At 61.2% G+C, this 13746-nt stretch carries 11 protein-coding genes and 1 pseudogene; 4 read left to right on the forward strand and 8 right to left on the reverse strand.

Annotation, left to right across the window (positions count from 1 at the left end):
* The 7 genes and pseudogenes from trkA to malE all read right to left on the reverse strand — a co-directional run.
* The coding region (gene trkA / locus B7L72_RS00575) for a Trk system potassium transporter TrkA (protein WP_081191983.1) at positions 1-591 on the reverse strand (591 nt) is incomplete at its 3' end.
* Positions 588-1313: a response regulator gene (locus B7L72_RS00580; RefSeq protein ID WP_081191985.1), complete on the reverse strand. Its 726-nt coding sequence runs from the start codon at positions 1311-1313 to the stop codon at positions 588-590. The genes trkA and B7L72_RS00580, both read right to left, overlap by 4 nt.
* Positions 1303-2391 (reverse strand): ATP-binding protein, encoded by a 1089-nt coding sequence (locus B7L72_RS00585; protein ID WP_081192025.1) that lies wholly within the window; start codon positions 2389-2391, stop codon positions 1303-1305. Before B7L72_RS00585 ends, B7L72_RS00580 begins: the two co-directional genes overlap by 11 nt.
* 11 nt (positions 2392-2402) lie before the next feature.
* The gene (locus B7L72_RS00590; RefSeq protein WP_081191987.1) at positions 2403-3890 is read right to left on the reverse strand and encodes a TrkH family potassium uptake protein; all 1488 of its coding nucleotides are present in this window, start codon (positions 3888-3890) and stop codon (positions 2403-2405) included.
* 172 nt (positions 3891-4062) lie between these two features.
* A pseudogene (gene malG, locus B7L72_RS00595) lies at positions 4063-4953 on the reverse strand (maltose ABC transporter permease MalG).
* Positions 4954-4963: 10 nt separating this feature from the next.
* A complete protein-coding gene (gene malF / locus B7L72_RS00600) occupies positions 4964-6520 on the reverse strand; it encodes a maltose ABC transporter permease MalF (protein ID WP_016914204.1) in 1557 nt (518 codons plus the stop codon).
* Between the two features lie 60 nt (positions 6521-6580).
* A complete protein-coding gene (malE, locus tag B7L72_RS00605) occupies positions 6581-7768 on the reverse strand; it encodes a maltose/maltodextrin ABC transporter substrate-binding protein MalE (protein WP_081192027.1) in 1188 nt (395 codons plus the stop codon).
* A gap of 300 nt (positions 7769-8068) precedes the next feature.
* On the opposite strand from malE, the gene zwf reads away from it, so the two are divergent.
* The 4 genes from zwf to B7L72_RS00625 all read left to right on the forward strand — a co-directional run bounded on the left by zwf (position 8069) and on the right by B7L72_RS00625 (position 12628).
* A complete protein-coding gene (zwf, locus tag B7L72_RS00610) occupies positions 8069-9562 on the forward strand; it encodes a glucose-6-phosphate dehydrogenase (protein ID WP_081191989.1) in 1494 nt (497 codons plus the stop codon).
* 1 nt (position 9563) lies between these two features.
* Positions 9564-10229, forward strand: a complete 666-nt coding sequence (pgl, locus tag B7L72_RS00615; protein ID WP_081135047.1) for a 6-phosphogluconolactonase — start codon at positions 9564-9566, stop codon at positions 10227-10229.
* A gap of 42 nt (positions 10230-10271) precedes the next feature.
* Entirely contained in the window at positions 10272-10934 is a 663-nt protein-coding gene (locus B7L72_RS00620) for a bifunctional 4-hydroxy-2-oxoglutarate aldolase/2-dehydro-3-deoxy-phosphogluconate aldolase (protein WP_039179577.1), read from the forward strand.
* A gap of 212 nt (positions 10935-11146) precedes the next feature.
* Positions 11147-12628: a glycoside hydrolase family 32 protein gene (locus B7L72_RS00625; RefSeq protein ID WP_081191991.1), complete on the forward strand. Its 1482-nt coding sequence runs from the start codon at positions 11147-11149 to the stop codon at positions 12626-12628.
* Between the two features lie 21 nt (positions 12629-12649).
* On the opposite strand, the gene B7L72_RS00630 is transcribed toward B7L72_RS00625, so the two are convergent.
* Positions 12650-13615, reverse strand: a complete 966-nt coding sequence (locus B7L72_RS00630) for a carbohydrate kinase family protein (protein ID WP_081191993.1) — start codon at positions 13613-13615, stop codon at positions 12650-12652.
* Positions 13616-13746 lie beyond the last annotated feature (131 nt).

The following is a 13746-nucleotide window of genomic DNA, read 5'->3' on the forward strand; positions in this document are numbered from 1 at the left end:
TTGGGGGATGATCGGTCGATTGCGCCGGTAGATGGCGGCGACGCGGGTTTCCACGTTGGGCATGTGCTTGCCCAGGAAAGCGAGGTTCTGGCCCACCAGCGGGCCGCCGTAGAAGGCTTTTACCGCCACCAGCTGCACCAGCCCCCCGGCAAACTCCAGCACCTGCAGGGCGCCGGGATGCTCAATCAAACGGCGCACGTGGTCGGTCACCACCTGTTCCGGGCTGATCAAGACGTCGATGGGAATGGCTTCGTGGGCAAACAGGCCCTTGCGGGTGAGGTAAGCCGTGGAGCGTACCCGCGCGATCTTGGTGGGAGTGCGAAACAGCGTGTGGGCCACCTGACAGGCGATCATGTTGATCTCGTCGGTGTTGGTCACCGCGATCAGCATGTCGGCGTCTTCGCAGCCTGCCTGGCGCAGCACGATGGGGTAGGAGCCCGCACCGGTCACCGTGCGGATATCCAGCTTGGTGTGCAGCTCGCGTAGCCTGGCGCCGTCGGTGTCGACGACGGTGATGTCGTTTTCCTCGCGGGCAAGGTGCTCCGCCAGGGTGCCGCCGACCTGGCCGGCGCCGAGAATGATAATCTTCATTCGCTCATGTCCTCATGGTCAAACTCAACGCACAGCCGATAACCAATTCCCTGCTCGGTTTGCAGTAGACTGGGGGCTTGGGGGTCATCGTCCAGTTTCTGGCGCAGCTTGCTAATCACAATACGTAAATAGTGGGTGTCGTCCTCATGACTTGGCCCCCAGATAGTGCGCAGCAGATGGGTTTGCGTCACGATACGACCAGCCTGGCTAATGAGTTGTTGCAGCACCGCAAACTCTTTTCGGGTCAAATGGATCGTTTCGCCGTGTAGTGTCACCCGGTGGGCAGCTATATCCATGCTTAACGCGCCACACTGATAACGTGGTGGCGCAATGGTCGGCGGATGCTGACGCAGCAGAGCGCGGATGCGGGCGAGCAACTCCTGAATGCCAAAAGGCTTGGTGACATAATCATTCGCACCGCTGTCCAGGGCGCGCACCTTCTCTGCTTCCTGACCACGTACCGAGACAATGATGATCGGGATGCCGACCTGCTGGCGCAGCGTTCTGAGTACCTGATGGCCGTCGATATCGGGCAGCCCCAAATCCAGCAAAATCAGATCGATGGGCTCAGTCGTCAAGCGCTCTCGCACGGTATGCAGAGCAGCAGACCCTGTACTGGCTTCGCAGATGCAAAAGCCTTGTGACCCCAGGCTGATGCGTAAGAACTGACGAATCGCGGGCTCGTCGTCGACGATCAGTATGCGGGCGGACTCAGGTGTCATCGCTCGGCTCCTGAATAGAGGGCGAGAGAGGCAGCGTCATGATGATTTGCGTGCCGTGCCCATTGGGTCCATCCGCCGCTGCCACCGTGCCGCCATGGGCACCCAGCATGCCACGGCAAATGGCGAGACCCAGCCCTGTGCCGTGCAGGCTACGGTCACCGTCGTTGCCGGTGAAAAACATCTCGAATACTCGTTCACGCATGGCGGTGGGAATGCCGGGCCCTTCATCGGTGATCGTGAGTGTGAGCGTGGTATGGCGAGGGTCGGTAGACGCAGCGATGGCGATTACTCCGTTAGGCGGCGAAAATCGCGCCGCGTTTTCCAGTACATTGACCAGCGCCTGCTCGATCAAGGCAGGGTGAACGTTCAGGAGTGGCAGCTCGCCATCCCATGCCTGATGCACGTTGATATGCGTCAGTACACCCGTAAGACGCCGACGAGCGGAGGCCACCAGATCATCGACGCTGACCCAGTCGCGCTCGATCGCCAATTCGCCGTGGCCCAGTCGTGTCATGTCCAGCAAGTTCTGAATGTAGCGGTTCAGGCGCTCGCTTTCATTGAGAACGCCGTCCAGCAATGCAAAGCGGTCCTGCTGGCTGAGCTGCGCATCCAGCGTGCGCAGGGAGCTTGCGGCACCAATAATCGAGGCGAGAGGCGTGCGTAAATCGTGAGATACCGAGGCGAGCAGGGCCGAGCGTAAGCGCTCTTGCTCCTCCGCCAACCGAGAGGCATTCAGCGCCAGCATACGCTCGCGGCTAACGCCCGCGATACGACCCACCACCAGCGCGATTAACAAAAAGAACAGCAGTGTGACTAGCTGCTCCCGCTCAGACACTGCCAATGAAAAGTACGGCTCGGTAAAGCCAACGTTAAACGCTACAAAGTTCACCAGCGCACTCATGAAAGCAGCATAGCTACTGGCCAGAACGGCGCAGGCAAGCACGGCCGTTAAAAAAATCAGCGATAAATTGGCCAGCGCGAGCCAGCTGTGCAACCACCAAGCGGCCAGCAGCGCAGCACCGCTAGTACCGAGCACCAAGGCTGACTCGCGCTGATCAGGAAGGCGAAATGCTGGCATCTTGTTCACCGTTAGCGCCGCCAGAACATGGAGGTCATCAGCACCACGACCGTTAATATCTCCAGGCGGCCCATCAGCATGCCCACACATAAAAGCCACTTGGCTGCATCGGGCAGTGTGGCGAAGTTGCCTGATGGACCAATGGTATCGCCTAGGCCAGGGCCAACGTTGGCCACCGCCGTGGCGGCGCCCGAAAGCGCCGTCACCAGGTCCAGCCCCAGCGCGGCAAGCCCTAATGCCAATACGGCAATAGTGATAAAGAAAAAGAACGAGAAGGCCACGACGCTGCGTGAAATATCGCTGGTGACCGGCTGCTGGTTGTAGCGAGTGGTAAAGATGCCGTTGGCATGAATCAGGTAGCGTAGCTGATTGCGCAGCATCAGCATGGCGATCTGGAAGCGGAAGATCTTCATGCCGCCGCTGGTGGAACCGCTACAGCCGCCAATGAACGTCAAGTAAAAGAAAGCTGCAATCGGCAGTGTACCCCACAGCGTATAGTCATCCGACGCATAGCCGGTAGTGGTGACCACGGACATGACGTTGAAGGTGACGTGGGTGAGGGAGACAAACCAGTCGTCGCCTTGCAAGACGCGCCAGGCGGTCAGGATGACGATGGCCGCCAACAGTAGTTTGAGAAGCCCCCGGACCTGTTGGTCTTGCCATAAAGCGCTGCGTGATGAGCGGATAAAACGGATATACAGCACGAACGGTAGCGCGCCGCAGAGCATGAAAAAGCTGGCCATCCACAGTAGCCAAGGCTGCTCCGCGTAGGCGCCAAAGGAAGCATCCGAGTTGGCAAAGCCCCCTGTTGCAAGCGACGTCATGCCATGCACGATGGCATCCAGTGGTTGCATGCCGCCAAGCCAGTAACTGACCATGGCCGTTAGCGTCAGGATCACATAGATCGACAGCGTCGCTTTGGCAATGCCGCCGGTGCGGGGCATGACCTTGTCCGACCAGTCCGAAGACTCGGTATGGAACAGCCGCATCCCGCCTACTTTCAGAAACGGCAGAATGGCAATGCCCATGACAATGATGCCGATGCCGCCCATCCACTGCATGAGGCCCCGCCACAGTTTCAAGCCATCCGAGAGGTCATCGATACCCACCAGCACGGTAGAGCCCGTGGTGGTGATCGCTGAAACCGACTCGAACACAGCGTTGGTGAAACTCAGCTGTGGAGCGCCCAAAATTAGCGGCAGGCTGGCAAAACCACTAATACTCACCCAGCTGCCCGCGGTGAGAATGAACATTTGCCAGGGTTTGAGCTCGAGCGAGACATGGCGGGTGAGCGCCCAAGTCGTCAAGGTCACGCTTAACACAATCAGCAACGATACGATGAAAGCGGGTGCATCAGGGTCGCTTTCAATCACCAATACCGCCAACGGTAGCGTCATGAAAATAGCCAGGACTAGCCACAATACCGCCATGATCTTAAAAATCTGTGCCCAGTGTCGGTAAGTGTCTCGGTAATAACGCGCGCTCGGGAAGGTGGCCATTTAATTCCGCTCTAAATTACCTTGGTAGTGAGAGCGCTATCTCACCATGCCAATAAAAAAATGTCCGTAAAATTTGCCTAAAAATTATATTTTTAGACAAAAAACCGGCCCCATCCGGCGCCGGTCATGAGCAAACCGCTCAAGCGAGGAAATAGATACGTGGAGTAAGCGCCTACCCCTTCACACCCCCAGCGGTCAGGCCGCCGATGATCCAGCGCTGGCAGATCAGGAAGGCCACGGTAATCGGCAGGCCAGATAGCACCGCCGCGGCGGCAAAGTTACCCCAGCGCTGGTTGTGGTCGGCCAGGTACTGCTGGGCGCCCACGGCCAGGGTCAGCTTGTGCTCGTCCACCAGCAGTACCGACGCCATGGGGTACTCCATGATGCTCATCACGAACGCCAGAATGAATACCACCATCAGGATCGGCAGCGAGAGCGGCAGCAGAATGTAGCGAAACGCCTGCCAGGTGCTGGCGCCATCCACCATGGCGGCCTCTTCCAGCGAGCCGTCGATGGATTCGAAGTAGCCCTTGATCGTCCAGATATGCAGCGCCACCGCTCCAAGCGACGCCACGATCAGTGCGCCGTGGGTGTTGATGCCCAGCCAGCCCACGAACTGCCCCAGCCGGTCGAACAGCGCGTACAGCGCCACCAGCGAGAGCACCGCCGGGAACATCTGAAAAATCAGCATGCCTTTGAGCAGCGGCTCCTTGCCCTTGAAGCGCATGCGCGCAAAGGCGTAGGCGCTGGTGGTGGCCAGCATCAGGATCAGCACCGACGACACCACCGCCACCTTGATGGAGTTCCACAGCCACAGCAGCACCGGGAAGGGCGGCTGCACGACGGTGCCATCGGCGCGCTCCTAGGGGATACCCAGCGCCAGTGACCAGTGCTCCAACGAGACGTTCTCGGGGATCAGGCTGCCGCTGGCAAAGTTGCCCTCTCGAAACGAGATCGAGATCACCAGCAGCAGCGGAAACACGATCAGCGAGACGAAACAGATCAGTGCCAGATGTGCTCCCAGGCGGCGAACGCCCACGGAGCGTGGTTGAACCATGGCCATCAGTAACCTCCTAGACCTTCACTTTGGAAAGGCGCAAATTGAGCAACGACATACCGGCCACCAGCAGGAAAATCAGCGTAGCAATGGCGGCCGCCAGGCCGAAGTTCTGTCCGGCATCCTGGAAGGCAATGCGGTAGGTGTAGCTCACCAGCAGGTCCGTGGTGCCCGCCGGGGTGCTGGCCCCCAGAATGTCCGGGTTGCCACCCGTGAGCAGCGCAATCAGCACGAAATTGTTGAAGTTGAACGCAAAGGCGGCAATCAACAGCGGCGTCAGGGGCTTGATGATCAGCGGCAGGGTGATATGGAACAGGTTGCTGATCGGGCCGCCGCCATCCACCGCCGAGGCTTCGTACAAATCCCGAGGGATCGCCTGAATCAGCCCCATGCAGAGCAGCAGCATATAGGGGTAGCCTAGCCACGTATTGACGATGAGCAGCATGCTGCGGGCCAGCCACGGGTCGGTGAACCACTCGGGCCGCACGCCAAACAGGGTATCCAGAATCATGTTCACTTCACCGAAGTGCTGGTTGAACATGCCCTTGAAAATCAGAATCGAAATGAACGCCGGGACGGCGTAGGGCAGAATCAGCAGCGTGCGGTATATCGCTTTGCCGCGTAGCTGATCCCACTGCAGCAGGGAGGCCAGCACGAAGCCCACGGCCAGGGTGAACACCACGGTGAGACTGGCAAACACGAAGGTCCACACGAAAATTTGCATGAACGGGCCGCGAATGTCCGGGTCGGTGAAGATTTGCGTGTAGTTCGAGAAGCCCACGTTGACCGGCCAGCCCGGAGTGATGCGCTGGCCATCGTCGGCGACGAAAAAGCCGATGGTGTGGTTCGGTGTCAGCACGCGGTCGTCTCGGCGGTCGTATAGCGTGCCATCCTCCCGGGCCTCGTAGCGGTCGAGCATGGGCGCAAACTGGCGAATACCGGCCATGCGCAGCTCGGTGCCTTCGGGAGTGATCAGGCGTAGCCCCTGCAGGGCACCGCGCGCTTGAATGATGTCGCGCATGGGCAGCGGGTCTGCGGTGGGGGCGTCACTGGCCGCCTGCAGGCCCAGCTGGCGAGACTCCACATTGGCCAGGTTTAGCGGTGATGACATCCAGCGCTGGCGCTCGTTTTCCAGCCGCAAACGCACCAGGTCGCCTTCGGCATAAAGCGTGAGATCGAAAGCGTCATCGTCCTCCTGATAGGTCTGGCTCATCAACTGGCTGCGCACCCGCTCTTCCGAGAGCAGGTTGGTGGAGCTGTAGTTGCTGAAGCTGATCCCGAAGGTGTAGATCAGCGGAAAAATGACGAACACCCCCAGCCCTGCCACGGCTGGGAAAATATAGCGGTGGCTCATCAGCGAACGCTTGGTGAAGACCACGCCCAGCGAGCCGCCGAGAAGCAGAAACAGCAGTGCGAACATCCACTGCCCGTTCAAATGAAAGGCCAGCACCAGCCAGAGCAGAGCGATGACCAGGGCCGCTATCACGCCGCGCAGAGCCCAGCGGGTGTAGCGTTCGGCAAGATGACGAGAGCGGTGGCGGGGCAGACCACGAGATGCGTTGGTGGTATACATGATGGCTTCCTGAAGGCTGCCCGGCGCTTACACCGCCGGGCAGCAAGGGCAAAAGAGTGGCTACTGGCGCATCCGGCGAGCAGCGGCATCCAGCGCTTCCTGGGGCGATTGGCGCCCGCTGCCGATGTTCTGCAGCGCGGGCTCCATGGCCGCCCAGAAGGCTCCCATTTCAGGAATGTTGGGCATCGGCATGCCCACTTCGGCGTTGTCGAGCGTGGCGGCAATGTTGGGGTTGTCCGCCAGCTCTGCCTGGTAATCGATATGAGCCACTGCGCCCAGCGAACCGTCGCTGTTGAAGGTGCGCATGCCCGCTTCGCTCAGCAGGTAGTTCTCCAAAAACTCCACCGCCAGGAAGTCGTTGGGCGTGGCGGAGTTGATCATCGCGGTCATCACGCCAAACATCGGTCGGGCGCGCTCGTCGCCTACCCGGGGCAGCAGCGCCACGCCATAATCGATGCCGCTGCGTTCCAGGTTGGGCCATGCCCAGGGGCCGCTGATCATGGTGGCGACTTCGCCCCGGTTGAAGCGAGTATCCATCAGGTTGTAGTCGGTGCCCCGGGGCACCACGCCGCTATCGATCAGCTCCACCAGCAGCTCGGCTCCCTGCAGGGCACCGGCATTGTTGACCCCAATGTCGCTGACATCATAGCCGCTATCGGTTTGCTTGAACGGGTAACCGCCGTTGGCGGCCAGCAGGGTCCAGCCATAATAGGGCTCGCTGTAGTCGAACAGGATGGCCTTTTTGCCCTCGGGGGCCAGGGTGGCGTCCAGTTCGATCAGTTCCGCGAAGCTATCAGGCGGGGTATCCACCAACGCCTTGTTATAAATCAGGCCAAGGGACTCCACGGAAACCGGGTAGCCATAGGTATCGCCGTTCCACAGCGCTGCTTCCCAAGTGAAATCGAAAAACCCTTCACGGAACGCGCTGCTGGGGGATACCTGCCGGAGCAGGCCGCTTTGCGCCCATTCCCCCATGCGGTCGTGGGCCCAGATGACGATGTCCGGCCCCTGACCGCTCCCCGCCGCCTGCTGAAAGCGGTCGGTGAGGTTGTCCGGAAACACCACCTCTACCCGGATGCCGGTCTCTTCCAGAAACTGCGCGGCCACTGCGCGAATGCCTTCCTGCCCCTTGTTGTCGCCCATCCAGATCGTCAGGCGGTCCTCCTCGAAGGCCAGCGCGGGAGCGGAGAGACCGGCGGCGAAGGCCGTGGCCAATAGCGGCGTGAAAAAGATGCGATTCATTGCCATGATGTGCATACCTCGTGTAATGCCATTGTTATTGTCGTGCACGATGCTGTCAGCCCGTGCCTTGTCATGCCAGCCTCGCCAATCTGGTGGTGCGCCGCCTCCTCCCTGCGGGGGAGGAGGATGGCGTATGTCGGGGGCGTAGGGCCGAGCACTACAGGCACCGCCTGACAGGAAAAGCAGCCACGGCGATTTTTTTGTAGTAAAATTACACGAAATATTGCGTATAATGCCCGTTATCAGATAGATTTTAGGTAATCTAACTACATAAGTTGGATCACCTAATTATAAACAGGAGCTGAGATGAGCCAGTCACATGCACCGCTAGGCGACCCCAATCACGCGATAGATCTCGCGCTGTTCGGGGCACTTGGTGATCTTGCCATGCGCAAGCTGTTCCCTGCGCTGTATCATCTTGACCGCGAAGGCTTAATGCCCGAAAGCACGCGGATCATGGGGCTGGCGCGTCAGGAGCACGACACGGCCGAGTTTCGTCAGCTGGTCAGCACCGCGCTGCAAAAGCGTCTGAAAAAGGACGAGCAGGACAAGGCCAGCATGGAGCGCTTCCTGCAACGGCTGGAGTACCTGAAGCTCGACTTCACCACAGTGGACGGCTACGACGCACTTCGCCAATGGCGTGAAGGCGCACGGCGCCCCATGGTGGTCTACCTTTCCGTGGCGGCGCGGATCTATGGCGATATCTGCCACAATCTCCAGGCCAGCAACAGCCTGGATGACGACACCCGGGTGATCGTCGAGAAGCCGATTGGCTATGACCTGGCGTCGTCGGAAGAGATCAACGACGCCATTGGTGCCGTGTTCCCCGAGTCCCGCATCTACCGCATCGACCACTACCTGGGTAAAGAGACGGTTCAGAACCTGATTGCCCTGCGCTTTGCCAACCCGCTCTTCGGCACCCAGTGGAACCAGAACCACATCTCTCACGTCGAGATCACCGTGGCCGAAAAGGTCGGTATCGAAGGGCGCTGGGGCTACTTCGACGACGCGGGCCAGCTGCGTGATATGGTGCAGAATCACCTGCTGCAACTGCTCTGCCTGATTGCCATGGACCCGCCTTCCAATCTGGATGCCGATGCCATCCGTGATGAGAAGGTAAAAGTGCTCAAGGCGCTGAAGCCGTTTACCGGCGAAGCGCTGGGCCGCGACGTGGTGCGTGGCCAGTACATTGCCGGTACCAGCGATGGCCAGGCCGTGCCGGGCTACCTGGAAGAAGAGGGCGCCAACACCCAGAGCCAGACCGAAACCTTCGTGGCCATGAAGACCGAAGTGTCCAACTGGCGCTGGGCGGGCGTGCCGTTCTACCTGCGTACCGGCAAGCGTATGCCGGAAAAGCTGTCGCAAATCGTCATTCATTTCCGCCAGCAGCCGCACTACATCTTCGACCCGGACCAGCGTGGCATCGCTTCCAACAAGCTGATCATTCGCCTGCAGCCGGAAGAGGGCATCGCCCTTCAGGTACTCACCAAGGATAGCGGCCTGGACAAGGGCATGCGCCTGCGCCCCGGTCCGCTGCATTTGGATTTCAACAATGCCTTCCCGAAATCACGTATCCCGGATGCCTACGAGCGTCTGCTGCTGGAAGTCATGAAAGGCCAGCAGTACCTGTTCGTGCGGCGCGATGAAGTGGAGCACGCCTGGCGCTGGTGCGACCAACTGATCGACGGCTGGAAATCACGCGAGACCCCGCCGCGCCGCTACCCCGCAGGCTCCTGGGGGCCGGTGGCCTCGATTGCCATGATCACCCAGGACGGCCGCAGCTGGTACGAGGATTATTGAGATGAGCACTACACGACAAGCGCTGGCCGAGCAGCTGGCAGAAGCCGTTTATCAAGCCCTGGCGGCCGACCTTACGCACCAGGAGCGTGCCCTGTTGGTGGTATCGGGCGGTTCGACGCCGGTGCCGTTTTTCAAAGCGCTGGCGCAAAAGCCGCTGGCCTGGGCGCGGGTGGACATCACCCTGGCCGATGAACGCTGGGTGGATGAGCAGAGCAGCGACAGCAACGCCAAACTGGTGCGCGACAACCTGCTGCAAGGCCCGGCAGCAGCGGCTACGTTCGTACCGTTGACCTCGGCGCACGGCACGCCGGAAGAGGGCGTAGCCAGCGTGGCCGAGGCCACGGCAGGGCTTGCCTGGCCCGCCAGCGTGGTGATTCTGGGCATGGGCGGAGATGGCCACACGGCCTCACTGTTCCCGGATAGCCAGGAGCTGGGGCTGGCGCTCTCCACCGACGAGCCGCTGGTTGCCGTGCGCACCCCCAGCCAGCCGCAGCCGCGTATTACCTTCTCGGCGGACCGCCTGCATCAGGCAAAACGCCACATTCTGCACATTACCGGCGATGACAAGCGTGCCGTATTGGCCAACGCCATGAGTGGTGACGACGTTCGGACACTGCCGATTCGCGCCTTTTTATCTTGCCCGCTGGCGATCTACTGGGCGCCCTGACGGCAGGCCTTCGCCAATAACAATTTGCTTGGAGATTCACTGATGACCATCGATAAACAGTTACCCTCAACGCGCACCGCCGAGCTGGACAGTATTTGCCTGAAGGCCGAAGTCATTCCGGTCATTACCATCGAGCGCATCGAGGATGCCGTGCCGCTGGGCCGTGCGCTGGTAGAGGGCGGCCTGAGCGTTCTGGAAGTGACGCTGCGCACCGACTGCGCGCTGGAAGCCATCAAGCGCATGAAAGAAGCCCTGCCGGGGGCCAGCATTGGTGTCGGCACGGTGCTCACGCCTGCCCAGTACCGCCAGGCCGAACAGGTCGGCGCCGATTTCGTGGTGACGCCGGGGGCCACCGAGGCGCTGTACCGCTACGGCGTCGAGAGCCCGGTGCCCATGCTGCCGGGCGTTTCTACCATTTCCGAGCTGATGACCGGCTGGCAGTACGGCTACCGCCGCTTCAAGTTCTTCCCCGCGGAGTCCAGCGGCGGTGCCAAGGCAATCAAGGCGTTCGGTGCGCCGATCCCGGAAGCGCGTTTCTGCCCCACGGGCGGCATCACCGTGGACAATGCCGAATCCTACCTCTCGCTGCCCAACGTGATGTGCGTCGGCGGCTCCTGGCTGACCCCGAAAGCCATGGTCGACGCCGAAGATTGGGACGGCATCCGCGAACTGGCCCGTCAGGCCGCCGAGCGTTTCCATCACTGATGGGTAGCCAGCTAACATCGTAATACCGTACCGAGCACTCTCGTCACTTGCTTCACTGATGTCGGGTCATGTGAGCAGGACGTTTGCCCGAGCATGTTGCCATGCTCGGGCTTTTTTTATGCTTACGGCTAAAGGCAAGGAGTACGCATGGAGGGGAGTCGTGATACGCTAACTTAAACGATTAAGTTGACCGATTAAGTTAAGGTTTAAGCATGACGTTAGCGGATTTTGAGCCCCAGCGGCCTGTGGTGCATTTTACTCCCCCGATGGGCTGGATGAACGATCCCAATGGGCTGGTGTTTTTCGAAGGCGAGTACCATCTGTTTTATCAGTTTCACCCCCTGGGGACCGAGTGGGGGCCGATGCACTGGGGGCATGCGGTCAGCCGTGACCTGTGCCGGTGGCAGCATTTGCCCATTGCGCTGGCGCCCGATGAAGAAGGGGCCTGCTTTTCCGGCAGCGCCGTGGTGGATGAGCACGATGTCACGGGGCTGTTCGATGGCAAGCCTGGGCTGTTGGCGTTCTATACCTGCCACAAGGTGCTCTCCGATGACCCACAGGATTACCAGCAGTCCCAGTGCCTGGCGTACAGCCGCGACAAGGGGCGGACCTGGCAGCGCTATGCGGGGAATCCCGTCCTGCCGCCGCCCGGTTTCAAGGATTTTCGCGACCCCAAGGTGGTGTGGCATGCCCCCCGCCAGCGCTGGGTGATGGCGCTGGCCTGCGGGCAGGAGATTCACTTTTATACCTCGACCAACCTGCTGGCGTGGCAGTTTGCCAGCGCTTTTGGGGCGGGCGAGGGCGCGCACACCCAGCACCCTTGGGAGTGCCCGGACCTGTTCGAGCTACCGGTGGAAGGCGCCGAGCCCCATGAGCCCGCGTCGCGTTGGGTGCTGGTGGTAGGCATTGGTGCTACGCCGGATAACCCGTTTGGCTCGTTTACCCAGTACTTCGTGGGTGATTTCGACGGCCAGCGTTTCACCAATGACAACGCCCCGGATAGCGTGCTGATGATGGACGAAGGGCGGGACTTCTACGCGGTGCAGAGCTGGTCGAATACCCCTGGGCGGCGGCTGGCGCTGGCGTGGCTGAACAATTGGCAGTACGCCAACCATGCCCCTGAAGCGGGCTGGCGGGGCACCATGAGTCTGCCCAGGGAGCTTGCGCTGCGCGCAACGCATCGCGGCGTGCGCTTATATCAGCGCTTCACCCGTGAGGCGGCTCGAGCGCTCGGCGCCCCCCGCCATCTCTCGCCTCGCTCGCTGCAAACGGTGGGGGAGCACTGTATCGCCCTGCCGGAAGGCACGGCCGTGCAAGGGCAGATGACCCTGACGCTGAAGCCGGGGACGCGGCTGGCGCTCTCGCTGCAGCAGGGCTACCAGCAGCAGTTATGGCTGTCGGCAGGCGAAACGCAGACGGCGCTGCACTATGCGCGCCAGGGCAGTAACGGCCAGGCCGCCTTCGATGAGCACTTCGCCTGCGACCATGCGGCGGGCAGCGTCGATGGATTGACCGTCAAGATCCTCTGGTGGTGCGATCACGGAACGCTGGAAATGTTGATCGAGGGCGCCACCGAGCAGCGCAGCATCAGCCAGGTGAGCCTGGTGGATCATCGCCGTCAGCCGATCACGCTGAACCTGGCCAGCGGTCGGGTGGCGATCATGGAAGGCCTCACTCAGAGCGTCGCCGAGTAGACTGCTCGGCGATGCTGAGGGCTAGCCTGCGGAGCCGCGCAGGGCTTCGATATCGGCGTGGGTGGGCAGGGCGGCATACGCGCCGGGTCGGGTCACGGCATGGGCGCCACAGCGGCAGGCAATGTCCACCGCGCGGCTGAGAAACGCGCTGTCCTGATGCCAGTTGGTGCGGATGCCGAGCCGGGAAAGCTCCGCCAGCAGGCCGCCAATGAAGGCATCGCCACCGGCAGTGGTGTCCACGGCCGTCACGCTGGGCGGGGTGATGGTCTGCTCGATACCAACGCCTTTCAGCACCACGTCATGGGGGCCGTCAGTGATCACGATGACTTTCACACCGGCGGCCATGCGCTCGGCGAGCCACGCCTGCCTGGGATGGTCGCCGCGCAGGTAGTCCAGCTCTTCCAGCGAGACCTTCACCAGCTCGGCGCTATCGATCAGCTCGGTGACCCGCCACACATCCGCCGAGCCGTCCGCCCACAGGTTATGGCGCAGGTTGGCATCCACGCTTACCAGGCAGCCCGCTCGCTTGGCCATGGCGGCAATGGCCAGGGTGGTGTCGGCGATTTCCGGGTCGGTCAGGCTGTTGCTGCACAGGTGCACGATGGCAGGCTGCTCGAACACGCCGTGGGGCAGGTGCTCCAGGCGGTAGAGCAGGTCGGCGGCGGGTGGGCGGTAGAAGTCGAAAGTGCGCTCGCCATGGCTGTCTCGGGAAACGAAGGCCAGCGCCGTGCGGGCCTCCCGGGTCAGCACCACGCCTTGGGTGTCCACGCCGTGGCTTTGCAGCTCACGGATCAGAAAGTGCCCAAAGGTATCGTCACCGACCATGCCCAGAAACTGGCTGGGTACGCTCAACCGGGCGCAGGCCACCGCCACGTTGGCTGGCGCACCGCCTGCGTAGGGGGTGAAGGTCTCTGGCCCCGTGTCGTCGCCCAAGCGGCTGGAGAGCATGTCAATCAAGGCTTCACCGAAAGCAATCACCGGCGTCATAGGTCGTTCCTTGTCATTATTGGCATTGGATGTGAAACAAGCGCGTCAAGCGACGCAGTGGCCGCGGGCCGCCTCAAGCAGTTCGTACCAGGCTTCTCGCGGCAGGGCTTCCGGGCCATTGAGCATATCGG

Origin of the sequence: Halomonas sp. BC1 (genome assembly GCF_002078135.1) — a bacterium.
Classification (GTDB): Bacteria; Pseudomonadota; Gammaproteobacteria; order Pseudomonadales; family Halomonadaceae; genus Vreelandella; species Vreelandella stevensii.